This window comes from Pseudomonas sp. PONIH3 (assembly GCF_002934345.1).
Classification (GTDB): domain Bacteria; phylum Pseudomonadota; class Gammaproteobacteria; order Pseudomonadales; family Pseudomonadaceae; genus Aquipseudomonas; species Aquipseudomonas soli.
On sequence record NZ_CP026386.1, the window covers coordinates 2,257,349 to 2,272,193 of the forward strand.

Annotated in this window: 15 protein-coding genes; 4 read left to right on the plus strand and 11 right to left on the minus strand. The window is 63.3% G+C overall.

Annotated features, from left to right (window positions below; translation table 11 throughout):
• Positions 1–31 precede the first annotated feature (31 nt).
• Together cmoA and cmoB are read left to right on the plus strand one after the other, a co-directional pair.
• The gene (gene cmoA, locus C3F42_RS10390) at positions 32–775 is read left to right on the plus strand and encodes a carboxy-S-adenosyl-L-methionine synthase CmoA (protein WP_094010121.1); all 744 of its coding nucleotides are present in this window, start codon (positions 32–34) and stop codon (positions 773–775) included.
• Positions 772–1,728 carry a tRNA 5-methoxyuridine(34)/uridine 5-oxyacetic acid(34) synthase CmoB gene (gene cmoB / locus C3F42_RS10395; protein ID WP_038705566.1) on the plus strand — a complete coding sequence of 319 codons (957 nt, stop codon included), beginning with the start codon at positions 772–774 and terminating at the stop codon, positions 1,726–1,728. Before cmoA ends, cmoB begins: the two co-directional genes overlap by 4 nt.
• 70 nt (positions 1,729–1,798) lie before the next feature.
• On the opposite strand, the gene C3F42_RS10400 is transcribed toward cmoB, so the two are convergent.
• The gene (locus C3F42_RS10400; protein ID WP_104444403.1) at positions 1,799–2,002 is read right to left on the minus strand and encodes a hypothetical protein; all 204 of its coding nucleotides are present in this window, start codon (positions 2,000–2,002) and stop codon (positions 1,799–1,801) included.
• Between the two features lie 276 nt (positions 2,003–2,278).
• Between C3F42_RS10400 and C3F42_RS10405 the strand changes: the two genes are divergently transcribed.
• Positions 2,279–2,953 carry a heavy metal response regulator transcription factor gene (locus C3F42_RS10405; protein WP_023631995.1) on the plus strand — a complete coding sequence of 225 codons (675 nt, stop codon included), beginning with the start codon at positions 2,279–2,281 and terminating at the stop codon, positions 2,951–2,953.
• Positions 2,950–4,335, plus strand: a complete 1,386-nt coding sequence (locus tag C3F42_RS10410) for a heavy metal sensor histidine kinase (protein WP_094010123.1) — start codon at positions 2,950–2,952, stop codon at positions 4,333–4,335. The genes C3F42_RS10405 and C3F42_RS10410 overlap by 4 nt, the downstream gene beginning before the upstream one ends.
• Before the next feature lie 128 nt (positions 4,336–4,463).
• On the opposite strand, the gene pdxJ is transcribed toward C3F42_RS10410, so the two are convergent.
• The 10 genes from pdxJ to rpoE all read right to left on the minus strand — a co-directional run bounded on the left by pdxJ (position 4,464) and on the right by rpoE (position 14,463).
• Positions 4,464–5,186, minus strand: a complete 723-nt coding sequence (gene pdxJ / locus C3F42_RS10420) for a pyridoxine 5'-phosphate synthase (RefSeq protein WP_201754923.1) — start codon at positions 5,184–5,186, stop codon at positions 4,464–4,466.
• A gap of 62 nt (positions 5,187–5,248) precedes the next feature.
• The gene (recO, locus tag C3F42_RS10425; RefSeq protein ID WP_104444404.1) at positions 5,249–5,932 is read right to left on the minus strand and encodes a DNA repair protein RecO; all 684 of its coding nucleotides are present in this window, start codon (positions 5,930–5,932) and stop codon (positions 5,249–5,251) included.
• A gap of 135 nt (positions 5,933–6,067) precedes the next feature.
• Positions 6,068–6,970: a GTPase Era gene (era, locus tag C3F42_RS10430; protein ID WP_031315023.1), complete on the minus strand. Its 903-nt coding sequence runs from the start codon at positions 6,968–6,970 to the stop codon at positions 6,068–6,070.
• The gene (gene rnc, locus C3F42_RS10435; protein WP_023630413.1) at positions 6,963–7,652 is read right to left on the minus strand and encodes a ribonuclease III; all 690 of its coding nucleotides are present in this window, start codon (positions 7,650–7,652) and stop codon (positions 6,963–6,965) included. Before rnc ends, era begins: the two co-directional genes overlap by 8 nt.
• 160 nt (positions 7,653–7,812) lie before the next feature.
• Positions 7,813–8,667, minus strand: coding sequence for a signal peptidase I (gene lepB / locus C3F42_RS10440; RefSeq protein WP_094010125.1), 855 nt, complete (start codon positions 8,665–8,667; stop codon positions 7,813–7,815).
• 5 nt (positions 8,668–8,672) lie between these two features.
• Entirely contained in the window at positions 8,673–10,472 is a 1,800-nt protein-coding gene (gene lepA, locus C3F42_RS10445) for a translation elongation factor 4 (RefSeq protein WP_038705563.1), read from the minus strand.
• Positions 10,473–10,673: 201 nt separating this feature from the next.
• A complete protein-coding gene (locus C3F42_RS10450; protein ID WP_371041504.1) occupies positions 10,674–12,080 on the minus strand; it encodes a DegQ family serine endoprotease in 1,407 nt (468 codons plus the stop codon).
• Positions 12,081–12,281: 201 nt separating this feature from the next.
• Positions 12,282–13,247, minus strand: a complete 966-nt coding sequence (locus tag C3F42_RS10455) for a MucB/RseB C-terminal domain-containing protein (protein WP_094010127.1) — start codon at positions 13,245–13,247, stop codon at positions 12,282–12,284.
• Positions 13,248–13,259: 12 nt separating this feature from the next.
• A complete protein-coding gene (locus C3F42_RS10460; protein ID WP_094010128.1) occupies positions 13,260–13,850 on the minus strand; it encodes a sigma-E factor negative regulatory protein in 591 nt (196 codons plus the stop codon).
• Between the two features lie 31 nt (positions 13,851–13,881).
• Entirely contained in the window at positions 13,882–14,463 is a 582-nt protein-coding gene (rpoE, locus tag C3F42_RS10465) for an RNA polymerase sigma factor RpoE (protein WP_010220971.1), read from the minus strand.
• Positions 14,464–14,845: the final 382 nt, after the last annotated feature.

Below are 14,845 nucleotides of genomic sequence, written 5' to 3' on the forward strand. Positions count from 1 at the left end.
CCCTGTAGATTGCCAGCCGCCTGGACCCACCGTGAGCAAACAACCCGACCGCCTATTCGCCCAACCCCTGGAGCAGGTGCCCGACTTCGTCTTCAACGAAGACGTGGTGCAGGTGTTCCCGGACATGATCAAGCGTTCGGTGCCCGGTTACCCGACCATCGTCGAGAACCTCGGCGTGCTGGCCGCGCGCTTCGCCCAGCCGGGCTCCGCACTGTACGACCTCGGCGCCTCGCTGGGCGCGGTGACCCAGGCGCTGCGTCGCCACGTGCGCGCGGACGGCTGCCGGGTGATCGCGGTGGATAACTCCGCGGCCATGGTCGAGCGCTGCCGCCAGTACCTCACCGCCCAGGACTCGATGTTCCAGGAGTTGCTGCCGGTGCAGGTGCTGGAGGCCGATATTCTCGCCCTGCCCTTCGAGCCGGCCTCTGTGGTGGCGATGAACTTCACCCTGCAGTTCGTCGCTCCCGAACAGCGCCTGGACCTGCTTGCCCGCATCCGCCAGGCACTTTTGCCGGGCGGCGCGTTGATTCTCTCGGAGAAACTGCGCTTCACCGACGCCCAGGAGCAGGAACTGCTCAACGAACTGCACCTGGACTTCAAGCGTGCCAATGGCTACAGCGAACTGGAAATCGCCCAGAAGCGCAGCGCCATCGAGAACGTGATGAAACCCGACACCCTGGAAACCCATGAAGCGCGCCTGCGCGCCGCCGGCTTCTCCAAGGTCGTGCCCTGGTTCCAATGCCTCAACTTCGCCTCGCTGATAGCCCTGCCATGATCGATCTGTCCCCCCTTGTCCGCCGCCTGGCGGGCACCCCCCTTGCCACCTGGTCCCAAGGCCTGCAGGCGCAACTCGAGAGCAAGCTGGAAAAAGGCCACGGCGACCTCGATCGCTGGCGCGGCGCCCTCGACGCACTGCCGCAGCTGACCCCGAGCGAAGTCGACCTGGTCGACGGCCTGCGCCTGGACTGCGACTGCGACGACGCCACCCGCGCGCAGATGCGCCAGGCGCTGATGGGCCTGTCGCCCTGGCGCAAGGGCCCGTTCGACCTGTTCGGCGTGCATGTCGATACCGAATGGCGCTCGGACTGGAAATGGTCGCGGGTCGGCCCGCACCTGGACCTCAAGGGCAAGCGCGTACTCGACGTGGGGTGCGGCAACGGCTACTACCAGTGGCGCATGCTCGGCGCCGGCGCCGACATGGTCATCGGCGTCGACCCCAACTGGTTGTTCTTCTGCCAGTTCCAGGCCGTGCAGCAATACCTGCCGGACTTGCCGGCGTGGCACCTGCCGTTCGCCCTCGAAGAGCTGCCGGCCAACCTCGAAGGTTTCGACACCGTGTTCTCCATGGGCGTGTTCTACCACCGCCGCTCGCCCATCGAGCACCTGCTGGCGCTCAAGGATTGCCTGGTCAAGGGTGGCGAGCTGGTGCTGGAAACCCTGGTGATCGAGGGCGACGAAAACCAGGTGCTGGTACCCGAGGACCGCTACGCGCAGATGCGCAACGTATGGTTCCTGCCGTCGGTGCCGGCCCTGGAGCGCTGGCTGCGCCGCGCCGGTTTCAGCGATGTGCGCTGTGTCGATGTCAGCGTCACCAGCGTCGAGGAACAACGCAGCACCGAGTGGATGCGCTATCAGTCACTGGGCGACTTCCTCGACCCGAACGACCACGGCAGGACCATCGAAGGCCTGCCGGCACCACGCCGCGCCACATTGCTGGCGCGCAAATAAAAAAAGGCGCCCGCTAGGGCGCCGAGGCTCACCTGCGCCGAGGAGCTGTGGCGGCGCAGGCGTGTGGTGCTCAATCCTTGGCCAGCTCGCGGGCCTTCTCTTCTGCCTTGCGCTCGCGCTCGGCCACAGCTTGCTGCTTGTCGCCGTGCAAACGCGCCTGATCCTCGCGGAAGGCTTGCCAGAATTGCTTCGAACGCTCCCCGCCACCCTCGGCGAAAATGCTGGTGCTGCCCAGGGCGAGGATCGCCAGCAGCAGGTACTTGGTCAGGTTCATCGTGCTTGCCTCGTGATAACCGTTTCGACAGGGCCATCATCGCAAGCGGGAGCTAACGCCAAGGTGAGGCAGACATTACAGTCCTGAAATCCCCGCCGTACCGCGTGGGAGCGGGCTTGCCCCGCGATTGCGACAAGCCTGTCGCGCATATGACCCACAGATTACAAATCAGCAATCCTCCTCTTTTCGCCATTCGCATCCAGTAACATTCCCGCCGCTTGACCCTGATGTCACTACAGGGTCGAGAATCGCCCCCTTTCCACACAGAGCCCGACCATGCGCCTACTGATCATCGAGGACGAACCACGCACCGCCGACTACCTGCAACAGGGCCTGCGCGAGAACGGGTATGTGGTCGACTGCGCCTCCAGCGGCACCGATGGTCTGCACTTGGCCCGCCAGCAGCCCTACGATCTGGTGATCCTTGACGTCAACCTGCCCGGGCTCGATGGTTGGGGCGTGCTGCAGCGCCTGCGCGCCGAATCCTCCACGCGGATCATGATGCTCACCGCCCACGGCCGTCTCGCCGATCGCGTCAAGGGGCTGGACCTGGGCGCAGACGACTACCTGCTGAAGCCGTTCGAATTCCCCGAGCTGCTGGCGCGTATCCGCAGCCTGCTGCGGCGCAACGACCAGCGCCTGCAGCCGAGCACCTTGAAGGTCGCCGACCTCGAACTCGATCCGGGCCGCCACCGCGCCTGGCGCGGCGGCCAGCGCATCGACCTGACCGCCAAGGAGTTCGCCCTGCTGCACCTGTTGATGCGCCAGAGCGGCGAGGTGCTGTCACGCACCCAGATCATCTCGCTGGTGTGGGACATGAACTTCGACTGCGACACCAACGTGGTGGAGGTATCGATCCGCCGCCTGCGGGCGAAGATCGACGACCCCTTCGACGACAAGCTGATCCACACCCTGCGCGGCGTCGGCTATGTGCTAGAGGCGCGGACGTGAAGCGCCCCAGCCTGTCGTTGCGCCTGGGCCTGGGCGTCACCCTGCTGGGCGCGGCGCTGGTGCTGCTGCTGGCGTGCCTGGCGGTATTTGCCCTGGACCACGAACTGGATAGCCGGGCGCGCAAGGACCTGACGCGCAAGATGCAGCAAGTCGAGCACAACCTGCGCGTAGACCTGCGAAGCGACGACCTGGGCGCCCGCGCCCACCCATTGCTCGATCTGGTCATGGGCCACGACAACCTCAGCCTCAGTGTGATCGCCATCAATGGCCGTCATCCGGCACTGCTCAGCCTGGGCCCGGCCATGCAGTCCCAGCATTTGCTGAACCTGGAAGCGGACGAGCGGCTGACCTTCCATGCCTGGCGCGACGACGGCGACAATCAGATCCTCACCGCCAGCCGCTTGATGCGCCTGCGCGACGACACCCCGGTCAAGGTGTTGATGTCGCTCAACCGCAGCGACGACAACAGCCTGCTGCAAGCCTATCTGCACTCGACGCTACTGGCCCTGCCGTTGCTGCTGGTGCTGATCGGCATCGCCGCCTGGAAGCTGGTGCAGCGCGGCCTGCGTCCGTTGCGGCACTTCCGCCGGATCGCCGGGCAGGTTTCGGCACAGGACCTTACTCACCGGCTGCCTGATGAGGGCCTGCCCAGCGAGCTGGCCGACCTCGCGCGCGCCATCAACATCATGCTCGACCGGCTCGACCAAGGTGTGCGCCAGCTATCGCAGTTCTCCGACGACCTGGCCCACGAGCTGCGCACGCCCATCGGCAACCTGATGGGCAAGGCCCAGGTGACCCTGGCCCGTGAGCGTGACGGCGACAAGTACCGCGAAGCCCTCGAAGACAGCGTCGAGGAGCTGACCCGCCTCAACCGCATCATCAACGACATGCTGTTCCTCGCCCAGGTCAGCCAGCCGCAGACCCAGGTTGCCCTGGCGCCCCTGACGTTGGCCGACGAAGTGGCGCGGGTGAGTGAACTGTTCGCCTTCAGTGCCGAGCTCAAGGGCATCTCCCTGCACCTGCAAGGCTGGGGCACGGCCCTGGCGGACCGGTTGATGTTCCAGCGGGCGCTATCCAACCTGCTGAGCAATGCGATTCGCCATGCACCGGAGGGCGAGCCGGTTGCCGTAGGCATCGAGCGGCTGGGCAACGAGATTGCCGTGTGGGTGCAGAACCAGGGCAGAGGGATAGAGGAGACCCACCTGCCGCACCTGTTCGAACGCTTTTACCGGGCCGGGGCCGGGCGTTCACGGCTGGAGGGTGGCACCGGGCTGGGGTTGGCGATCGTCAAGTCGATCATGCAATTGCATGGGGGGCGGATCGAGGTCAGGAGCAGCCCTTTGGGCCCTACCCGCTTCACTCTGGTATTTCGAGCGGAGTAAGTGGTTGATGCCAACGGCCTCATCGCCGGCAAGCCGGCTCCCACATGGATCGCACTGGCCTTGAGTGCTGCGCAGTACCTGTGGGAGCCGGCTTGCCGGCGATGAGGCCGGTGCAGACGATCAGAAAATCACCGCGAAGCGGCGACGATCAGCGCTTTCATCTCGGCCACCGCGGCCTTGAAGCCGACGAACAGCGCATGGGCCACCAGCGCATGGCCGATGTTCAGCTCGTTGATGCCCTTGATCGCGGCCACGGCCTCGACGTTGTGGTAATGCAGGCCATGCCCGGCATTGACGATCAGGCCCTGGCCAACACCAAACGCTACGCCATCGACGATGCGCTTGAGCTCCTCGGCGACTTCGGACGGCGTCTCGGCATCGGCGTAACGGCCGGTGTGCAACTCGATGGCCGGGGCGCCGACACGGCGCGAGGCCTCGATCTGCCGCTCGTCGGCATCGATGAACAGCGACACCTCGGCACCGGTGCGCGACAGGCGCTCGACCGCCGCCTTGATCCGCGCCTCCTGGCCAGCGACGTCGAGGCCGCCTTCGGTGGTCAGTTCCTGACGGGTTTCCGGCACCAGGCAGATATGCGCCGGGCGGATCTTCTCGGCGAAGGCCATCATCTCTTCGGTGACGCCCATCTCGAAGTTCATGCGGGTCTGCAGCACGTCCTTGAGCAGCAGCACATCGCGCTCCTGGATGTGCCGGCGGTCTTCGCGCAGGTGCACGGTGATGCCGTCGGCACCCGCTTCCTCGGCGTCCAGGGCGGCCTTGACCGGATCCGGATAGCGGGTGCCCCGGGCCTGGCGCAGGGTCGCCACGTGGTCGATATTGACACCGAGAAGCATGCGGTTGCTGTGAGTCACGAAGGGGCACTCCTGAAAGTTGAGGGCCACAGCATACGTGCTGCTCAGCGCTTGCGAAACAGTTCCCGGCTGACCAATGGCTTGGGCCCGAGGTGGACCGCCAGTGCCTGGCGCATCAGGCGCTTGGCGGCGAGCAAGGCACCGGGCGCCTCCCAGTCGGCCTGGGCCAGGGCCAGCAGTTCGCCGCCCTTGAACAACCCAGGCTGGAACAGTTCGACCCGCTCGAGGCCGGCGTCCACCTGCAGGCGATAAAGGCCTTCGGCGACCACAGGGCTGTCGTTGACGTCATGTTCAAGCGAGAAGGCGTAACCTAGCTCATCCAGCAGGCGCCATTCGAAGGAGCGCAACAGCGGCTCCAGCGCACGCCCGGCGGCCAGGGCCTGCAAAGTCAGGGTGTAGTGCTCGAACAGTGCCGGGTGCGGCGCCTCGGCGGGCAGCAGGCGCATCAGCAGCTCGTTGAGGTACAGCCCGCTGAACAGCGCGTCACCGTGCAACCAGGCGGCAATGCCGACGGCATCCAGGCGGCCGACGTTCTTCAACTCGCCGCGCCCGCGCAGCTCCACCTCCAGCGGCACGAACGGTCGCACCAGGCTGCCGCCCTTGCCCCGCGCCCGGCGCAGCACGGCGCGTACCTTGCCTTGCGGGGTAAGAAAGTCCACCAGCGCACTGGTTTCCTTGTAGGCGCGGCTGTGCAGCACGTAGGCCGGATGGGGGGTGGGTCGGTCCATCAGCGATTTCTCAACGTCATAAATGACTGTGGGAGCGGCGATGCGGCGGCCCGAATTGCCCCGCGATAGCTGTCGCGGGGAAAGTCGGGCCGCCGCATCACCGCTCCCACAAGAGGTACGGGTCCGGTCGGCGGATTACAGGTCTCCGTAGCCCAGCGAGCGCAGGGCGCGCTCGTCGTCGGACCAGCCGCCTTTGACCTTGACCCACAGGTTGAGCATGACCTTGGAGTCGAACAGCACTTCCATGTCCTTGCGCGCCTCGGAGCCAATGCGCTTGATGCGCTCGCCCTTGTCGCCAATGATGATCTTCTTCTGCCCGTCGCGTTCAACCAGGATCAACGCATGGATGTGCAGCACATGGCCCTGCTGCTTGAACTCCTCGATCTCCACGGTGATCTGGTACGGCAGCTCGGCACCGAGCTGACGCATGATCTTCTCGCGCACCAGCTCGGCGGCAAGGAAACGGCTGCTACGGTCGGTGATCTGGTCTTCCGGGAAGAAGTGATCGTTCTCGGGCAGGTGCTTGGCGATCTGTGCTTCCAGCGCTTCGAGGTTGTGCCCCTGCTGCGCGGAAATCGGCATCACCTCGGCGTTCGGCAGCTGCTCTTGCAGCCACTGCAGGTGCGGGATCAGCTCGGCCTTCTCTTCCATGCGGTCGGTTTTGTTGACCGCGATGATCAGCGGGCCGGTCACGTACTGCACGCGCTCCAGCACCAACTGGTCTTCGTCGGTCCACTTGGTGCGGTCGACCACGAAGATCACCACGTCGACATCCTTCAGGGCTGCCGAGGCGTTGCGGTTCATGTAGCGGTTCAGCGCCTTGTCGTTGGCCTTGTGCATGCCGGGGGTGTCGACGTAGATCGCCTGCACGTCACCCTCGGTCTTGATCCCGAGCATGTTGTGACGGGTGGTCTGCGGCTTGCGCGAGGTGATCGCCAGCTTCTGACCGAGGATGTGGTTGAGCAGCGTGGACTTGCCCACGTTGGGGCGACCGACAATGGCAACATAGCCGCAGCGGGTCGAAGTATTCTCAGTCATTGCCATTCTCCACGCCCAGGGCGATCAATGCGGCGGCGGCGGCGACCTGCTCGGCGATACGCCGGCTCACGCCCTGGCCGCGGCTTTTCTTGTTCAGCAGGACCACTTCGCATTCGACGAAGAAGGTCCGGCAGTGCGGTTCGCCCTGGATATCCACCACTTCGTAACGTGGCAACTCGCAGGCACGCGACTGCAGGAACTCCTGCAGGCGCGTCTTGGGGTCCTTGTTGGTGTCGACCAGGGTCAGGCCATCGAACTCGTCGGTCAGCCAGGCGAGGATTCGCTCGCGCGCGGTCTGCATGTCGGCGTCCTGGTAGATCGCACCGATCAGGGCCTCGAGGGCGTCGGCAAGAATCGACTCGCGACGAAAACCACCGCTTTTCAACTCACCCGAGCCCAGGCGCAGGTATTCGCCCAGGTCGAAGCCGCGGGCCAGCCGCGCCAGGGTCTCGCCCTTGACCAGACGGGCGCGAAGACGCGACAACTGGCCTTCACGCGCCTGCGGGAAGCGCTCGAACAGCGCCTCGCCGACCACGAAGTTGAGGATGGCATCGCCAAGGAACTCCAGGCGCTCGTTATTGCGCCCGGCGTAGCTGCGATGGGTCAGGGCCAGCAGCATCTGGTCCTGGTTCTTGAAGGTGTAGCCGAGCTTGCGCTCCAGGCGTGCAAGGGAACCACTCATGGGGCCACCCCGGCAATGTTCAACGCGTTGTTCAAATCAACATCCTGAAAGACGGTTTGACTGTGGTCAGACGCCGGCAACGGCGAAAGCCTCGCTCCCTGAGAACACAGCCTATGTCAGAAATGCAATCGGCGCCGTCCGTGGACAGCGCCGTCGTTACTCAATGGATCAGCCCGACCCGCGACAGGTTCGGGAAGTGGCTGAGTTTCGGCTCTGGCCAGCTCATCCAGACCGCGAAGGCCTTGCCGACGATGTTCCGGTCCGGAACCATGCCGTGCAGTTCCTTGGGAATGTTCGGATCATCCCAGAAACGGCTGTCGTTGGAGTTGTCGCGGTTGTCACCCATCATGAAGTAGTGACCGGCCGGCACGCTCCATTGCTGGTCCGGCGGCATGCGGTAGCGGGTCATTTCCTTGCGGATCAGGTGCTCGGCTTCACCGAGCTTCTCCTTGTACAGCTCGGCGCTGCCCAGGGTGCCCGGCTCGCTGCCGACCAACTGCTCGGCAATCGCCTGGCCATTGACGAACAGGCGCTTGTCGGCGGTGTAGCGGATCACATCGCCCGGCAGGCCGACCACACGCTTGATGTAGTTGACGTTGGGGTCGCTCGGGTAGCGGAACACCATCACATCCCCGCGCTGCGGATCACCCACCTCGATGACCTTCTTGTCGATCACCGGCAGGCGAATGCCGTAGGAGAACTTGTTCACCAGGATGAAGTCGCCCACTTCCAGCGTCGGCTTCATCGACCCCGACGGGATCTGGAACGGCTCGACCAGGAAGGAGCGCAGCACCAGCACGATGAACAGCACCGGGAAGAACGACTTGCCGTACTCAACCAGCAACGGTTCCTTGTTCAGGCGTTCGACCACGGCCATTTCGGGTTGGCTGACGCTGCCCTGGTAGTTGGCGATCGCCGCACGCCGGCGCGGGGCCAGGAACAGCAGGTCGAGCAGACCCAACAGACCGCAGACGGCAACGGCGATGACGAGCAACAGCGGGAAATTTAGCGACATAGGACCTAGCTATCCAACCTGAGCACAGCGAGGAAGGCTTCCTGTGGAATTTCCACGTTACCCACCTGCTTCATGCGTTTCTTACCGGCCTTCTGCTTCTCCAGCAGCTTCTTCTTACGGCTGACGTCACCGCCGTAGCACTTAGCCAGTACGTTCTTTCTGAGCGCCTTGACGGTTGTCCGCGCGATGATCTGGCCGCCGATAGCTGCCTGGATCGCCACGTCGAACATCTGCCGAGGGATCAGTTCCTTCATCTTTTCGGTCAACGCACGGCCTTTGTAGGCGGCGTTGTCGCGGTGCACGATCAGGGCCAGGGCATCGACCTTGTCGCCGTTGATCAGCACGTCCAGCTTGACCAGGTTGGCCGACTGGTAGCGGTCGAAATGGTAGTCCAGCGACGCGTAGCCGCGGCTGGTGGACTTGAGCCGGTCGAAGAAGTCCAGGACCACTTCGTTCATCGGCATGTCGTAGCGCACCTGCACCTGGCTGCCGAGGAACTGCATGTCGCGCTGCACGCCACGCTTCTCGATGCACAGGGTGATGACGTTGCCCAGGTGCTCCTGCGGAACCAGGATGGTCGCGGTGACGATCGGTTCGCGGAAGTCGGTGACGGACGAGACGTCCGGCAGCTTCGATGGGTTGTCGACGACGATGGTCTCGCCGGTCTTGAGCTCGAGCTCGTAGATCACGCTTGGCGCGGTGGTGATCAGGTCCAGGTCGTATTCGCGCTCCAGGCGCTCCTGGATGATCTCCATGTGCAGCATGCCGAGGAAGCCGCAACGGAAGCCGAAGCCCAGGGCGTCGGAGCTTTCCGGCATGTATTGCAGCGACGAGTCGTTCAGGGTCAGCTTCTGCAGGGCGTCGCGGAAGTCCTCGAAATCGTCGGAGCTGACCGGGAACAGGCCCGCGTAGACCTGCGGCTGGATCTTCTTGAAGCCCGCCAGCATTTCGACTTCCGGGGTGCTGGACAGGGTCAGGGTGTCACCGACCGGCGCGCCGTGAATGTCCTTGATGCTGGCGATGATGAAGCCCACTTCACCGGCTTTCAGATCGGCGGTCTGGGTGTGTTTCGGGGTGAACACGCCGACGCTGTCGACCAGGTGCACCTTGCCGGTGGACTTGACCAGGATCTTGTCGCCTTTCTTCACGCGGCCCTGGCGCACACGCACCAGCGAGACCACGCCCAGGTAGTTGTCGAACCAGGAGTCGATGATCAGTGCCTGCAGCGGTGCATCGATCTCACCGGTCGGTGCGGGAATGGTATGTACCAGGCGCTCGAGCACCTCGTCGACGCCCATGCCGCTCTTGGCACTGCACGCCACGGCGTCGGTAGCGTCGATGCCGATGATCTTCTCGATCTCGTCCTTGACGCGGTCCGGGTCAGCCTGGGGCAGGTCCATCTTGTTCAGCACGGGCATGACTTCCAGGCCCTGCTCGATGGCGGTGTAGCAGTTGGCCACCGACTGCGCCTCGACGCCCTGGCCGGCATCGACCACCAGCAGCGCGCCCTCGCACGCCGCCAGCGAGCGCGAGACTTCATAGGTGAAGTCGACATGGCCGGGGGTGTCGATGAAGTTCAGCTGGTAGGTTTTACCATCCTGCGCCTTGTAGTGCAGCGTGACGCTGTGGGCCTTGATGGTGATACCGCGTTCGCGCTCCAGGTCCATGGAGTCGAGGACCTGGGCTTCCATTTCGCGCGCAGACAGGCCACCGCACATCTGGATGAAACGGTCGGCCAGCGTCGACTTGCCATGGTCGATGTGGGCGATGATGGAGAAATTGCGGATATGACTCAAATCACTCACGGGTCAACACTCGAAAAGGCTGCGAGCCGGACGCCCGCCGAAAAATAGCCGGGAATTGTACCTCAAGCCGCGGGGATATGGGAGATTCCTCTATCGGTCTGTATACAAGCTGCATGGCAGCAGGCCGCCACGGACAGCGGACGCCTGCCCACTCATAGAAAAGGGCAGCCGAAGCTGCCCTTTTCCTACCTTTCATCCAGCTTATTCAGCCAGCTTGAAGGTGATGAAGCTGGCGCGCCCCTGGCGCAGCACGCGCATGGACACTGAACGGTTCTTCGGCAGGTCCTTGGCAATCTCGGTGAACTGCTTGGCCGAGGCAATGGCCTGGTTGTTCAGGTGGCTGATCACATCGCCCGGACGCAGGCCGATCATGGCCGCAGGGCCATCCTGGACTTCCTTGATGACCACACCGCCCTTGAGTTCGAGCGACTTTTTCTGCTCGGCGCTCAGGTCGGCGACAGAGACGCCCAGGCGGTTGCTGCTGCGTTCGGCACTGCCATCGGCACCGGCACCCATGCCGATGTCGGCGTCATCCTCGGGCAATGCGCCGATGGTGACATCCAGGTTCTGACGCTTGCCGTTGCGGATGATCTCGAGCTTGGCTTTCTCGCCATCCTTCAGGCTGCCCACCAGGTGCGGCAGGTCGGCGGACATGACGATCGGCTGGCCATTCATGCTCAGAATGACATCGCCCACCTGCAGGCCGCCCTTGGCTGCCGGCCCGTTCTCCAGGACCTGTGCCACCAGGGCGCCGGCCGGCTTGTCAAGGCCGAAGGATTCGGCCAGATCTTTGTTGACCTCCTGGATCACCACGCCCAGCCAGCCGCGGCTGACCTTGCCGTCTTTCTTCAGCTGGTTCGACACATCGATCGCCACGTCGATCGGGATGGCGAACGACAGCCCCATGAAGCCGCCGGAACGGGTGAAGATCTGCGAGTTGATGCCCACCACCTCGCCTTTCATGTTGAACAGCGGGCCACCGGAGTTCCCCGGGTTGATCGCCACGTCGGTCTGGATGAACGGCACATAGGTGTCGTTAGGCAACGTGCGGCCCTTGGCGCTGACGATACCCTTGGTCACCGAGTGGTCGAAGCCGAACGGCGAACCGATGGCCAGCACCCATTCACCTACCTTGAGCTTTTCCGAATCGCCCAGCTTCACGGTCGGCAGGTTCTTGCCGTCGACCTTGAGCAGAGCCACGTCGGTGCGTGGGTCGGTGCCCACCAGCTTGGCCTGCAGCTCACTGCGGTCGGACAGGCGGACGATGATCTCGTCGGCGTCGGCTACCACATGATTGTTGGTCAGCACGTAACCGTCGCTGGAAATGATGAAGCCAGATCCCAGAGACTGCGCTTCACGCTGGCGATCACCGCGTGGGGAGCGCGGCTGCTGCGGCATGTTGCGCTCGAAAAACTCGCGGAACATCGGCGGCAGGCCTTCGAGGTCGGGCATCTGCCCGGCGGCAACGCGGCGATCCGGCAGTTTCTGCTTGGTACTGATGTTGACCACTGCCGGCGAGGCCTGCTCGACCAAGGTGGTGAAGTCCGGCAGGGACTCTTCGGCCTGGGCGCTGAGCATCTGGCCGAGCATCAGCACGGCAGCGAACATCGATAGGTAGGTTTTCAAGCGTGGTATTGACATACGGCTCCCGTCACAACGAGCGTAGTTAGCAGTAAGGTTCCCGCAGACGCAGGAAAGGCCAGACTCCGAGAAGCCTGACCTATAGAAAATTTGCGGCAGGATTGCAAATGACAATGCCTTAATTTCATGTCAGCTCTGTGTAACAAGAGCTGTCAGAACACTGCGCTGTCATTGCCGCGCCTGGGCATCCTGGGCCCGCATCGACAAGGCGACACGTTCGGCCGTGCCCAGCGGAATCTCGCCAACCACCGTGACCATCACCTTGCCTTTGGGGGTTGTCAGGCGCCGCGATACTGCGACAGTGGGCCCAAGCTGGGCGCGGGTATCGATACCGGACTCGTTGCCGATCGGTTCAAGGAAGACCGAAAAACGGGCCAGACCATCGTCATACATCAGACTGCTGACAGTACTCTTGCGCTCGGGATCGCGCCGTACTGAGCTGTTGACCAGCTCGAAACCCGGCGGCAGCCAATCGGAACGCCATCCGGCAACACCCTCTGAAGTGCCTGGCGCGATCTTATCGACAGGTCGGCAGGCAGCGCCAGCACCAAGGTCGGCGTCGGTCGGCACCGTGTCGGTATCCAGGCGAGTCATCTGGAAACGCTCAAGCAACTGGCCCTTGTCGTTGAGCATCAACGAACGCAGGGGCAGTCCGGTGCGGCGATCAAGGTGCAGTTCGAAGGCATAGCGGTGCTGGTCACGCGGGGTGAGGGAGACAACCACGGCGTCGCGCCCGGCAACGCGTGACTCGCCTGACACGCTCAGGTCGTACCAGCTCATCAGTTTCAAGGGATCAAGCACACGCGCGGCATTATCCGGCGGGGCACTCACACTGGTGACCAGGTTGCCACTGACGCACTGCACCTTGCCATTGACCCGCACGATTTCCTGGGCCGAGCCGTCGAGCTGCAACAGCCGCTCGCTGACCTTGCCATCCTGGACGCGATGCCAGATATCGTGGGAAGAGAAGCTGCCGTTACGCTCGTAAACGAAGGAACCCTGGTAACTCTGCTGCTGCTCGGCCCGTGCCAGCTTGTTCAGCCACTCACTCGCCTCAGGCGAGGAATTGGCGGCCAGGGCCTGCACCGTCAGGCTGCTGCCAAGCAGCAGCGACAGGAGAGGTAGCGCGCGCATGATCCTCCTTACTTAGCGGTTTTCCAGGCTGGCAGCGCGAGCGTAAGGCAGCGCGGTCTCGTTGCCCTTCAGCGCGGACTCCTGGGCATGCTGACGCAGGTAACCTGGCAGCCGCTGATCCCAGCCAGCCTGGTTCTGCAGCACACCGTTGGCCATTGGCCCGGTCGGTTGCTCGTTGCTCTCACTATAGCCTGCCAATACAGCCGGACCTTGCACCTGAGGCATGCTCAGCCCTTGCTGGGCCGGTTGCTGGGCGGCCAACTGGGCTCCGGTGATTTCATCCTGGTTGTACAAGCGCACGCCAGCGAGCACGGCAACAGTCACCGATGCGGCCACGGCCAGGCGGCCGATGCTGCGCCATGGGCCCTGCTTGACCTTGGCCGGGACGGCCTCGTCGGCCAGCGCCGCGGAAACTGCCGAGGCGATGTCCAGCTTGGGCATCAGCAGTTCCTTGTGCATGGCTGCGCGGGCAATCTGGTAGCGCGACCAGGTGGCGCGGGTTTCTGCATCGTCGACCGCGTTCAGCACGCGACGCAGTTCCAGTTCGTCCGCTTCGTTATCCATCACTGCGGACAGCGATTCCTGCAAAGCTTCACGACTCATGGCGGTTCCTCTCTTGGCTGTCGCCGCTGTCTCAGGTTTCCTGCAACAAAGGTTGCAGGGCTTTATCTATGGCCTCCCGAGCGCGGAAAATTCGAGAGCGCACGGTACCCACCGGACATTGCATGACACTGGCAATGTCTTCATAACTCAGTCCATCGAACTCGCGCAGGGTCAGTGCCGTGCGCAAATCTTCCGGCAGTTGCTGGATTGTTCGATGGACAGTGCCTTCGATTTCATCCCGCAACAACGCGCGCTCTGGGGACTCGAGATCCTTGAGGCCATGATCGCCGTCGTAAAACTCCGCATCCTCGGAGCTCACATCACTGTCTGGTGGCCGCCTTCCACGGGATACCAGGTAGTTCTTCGCCGTGTTTATGGCGATGCGGTACAGCCAGGTGTAGAAGGCACTGTCTCCGCGAAAATTCCCAAGCGCACGGTATGCCTTGATGAAGGCTTCCTGCGCCACGTCCTGCGCTTCATGGGTGTCGTGTACGAAACGTACGATCAACCCGAGAATCTTGTGCTGATACTTCAGCACCAACAGATCGAACGCTCGCCTGTCGCCACGCTGCACGCGCTCGACAAGCTGCTGATCCTCTTCCTGGGTTAGCATGAACACTCCTCAATGATCTCGAAGGAGCGTTGCAACAACCATCGTTCAGGCTTGCAACCATAGACTCGGGCTTTGCGCAAAAGTTCTCCCCTCCAAGCAAGTTTCCTACGGCCCTTGGTCGGCTCGCACGGAAGACGCAGCGCGGTTACGGCCGGCTACGTCGATAATCAGGATTCATTACGCAGGTGCCAGCCCAGAATAGGACTGGTGCCTTGCGTCGCCGCGGCAATCTTTGGCGTAAGGGCAGCCTGTATAGGATTTCCAGGCATATCGGAAAGTTCCCAGAAAGATCGCCACTCACCCGCAAGTGCCATTGGAAATCAGGCGCCCGGGACTGCTATAAAGGCAACCCGATCCGGTTTCACGATAGTTTCACATTGCC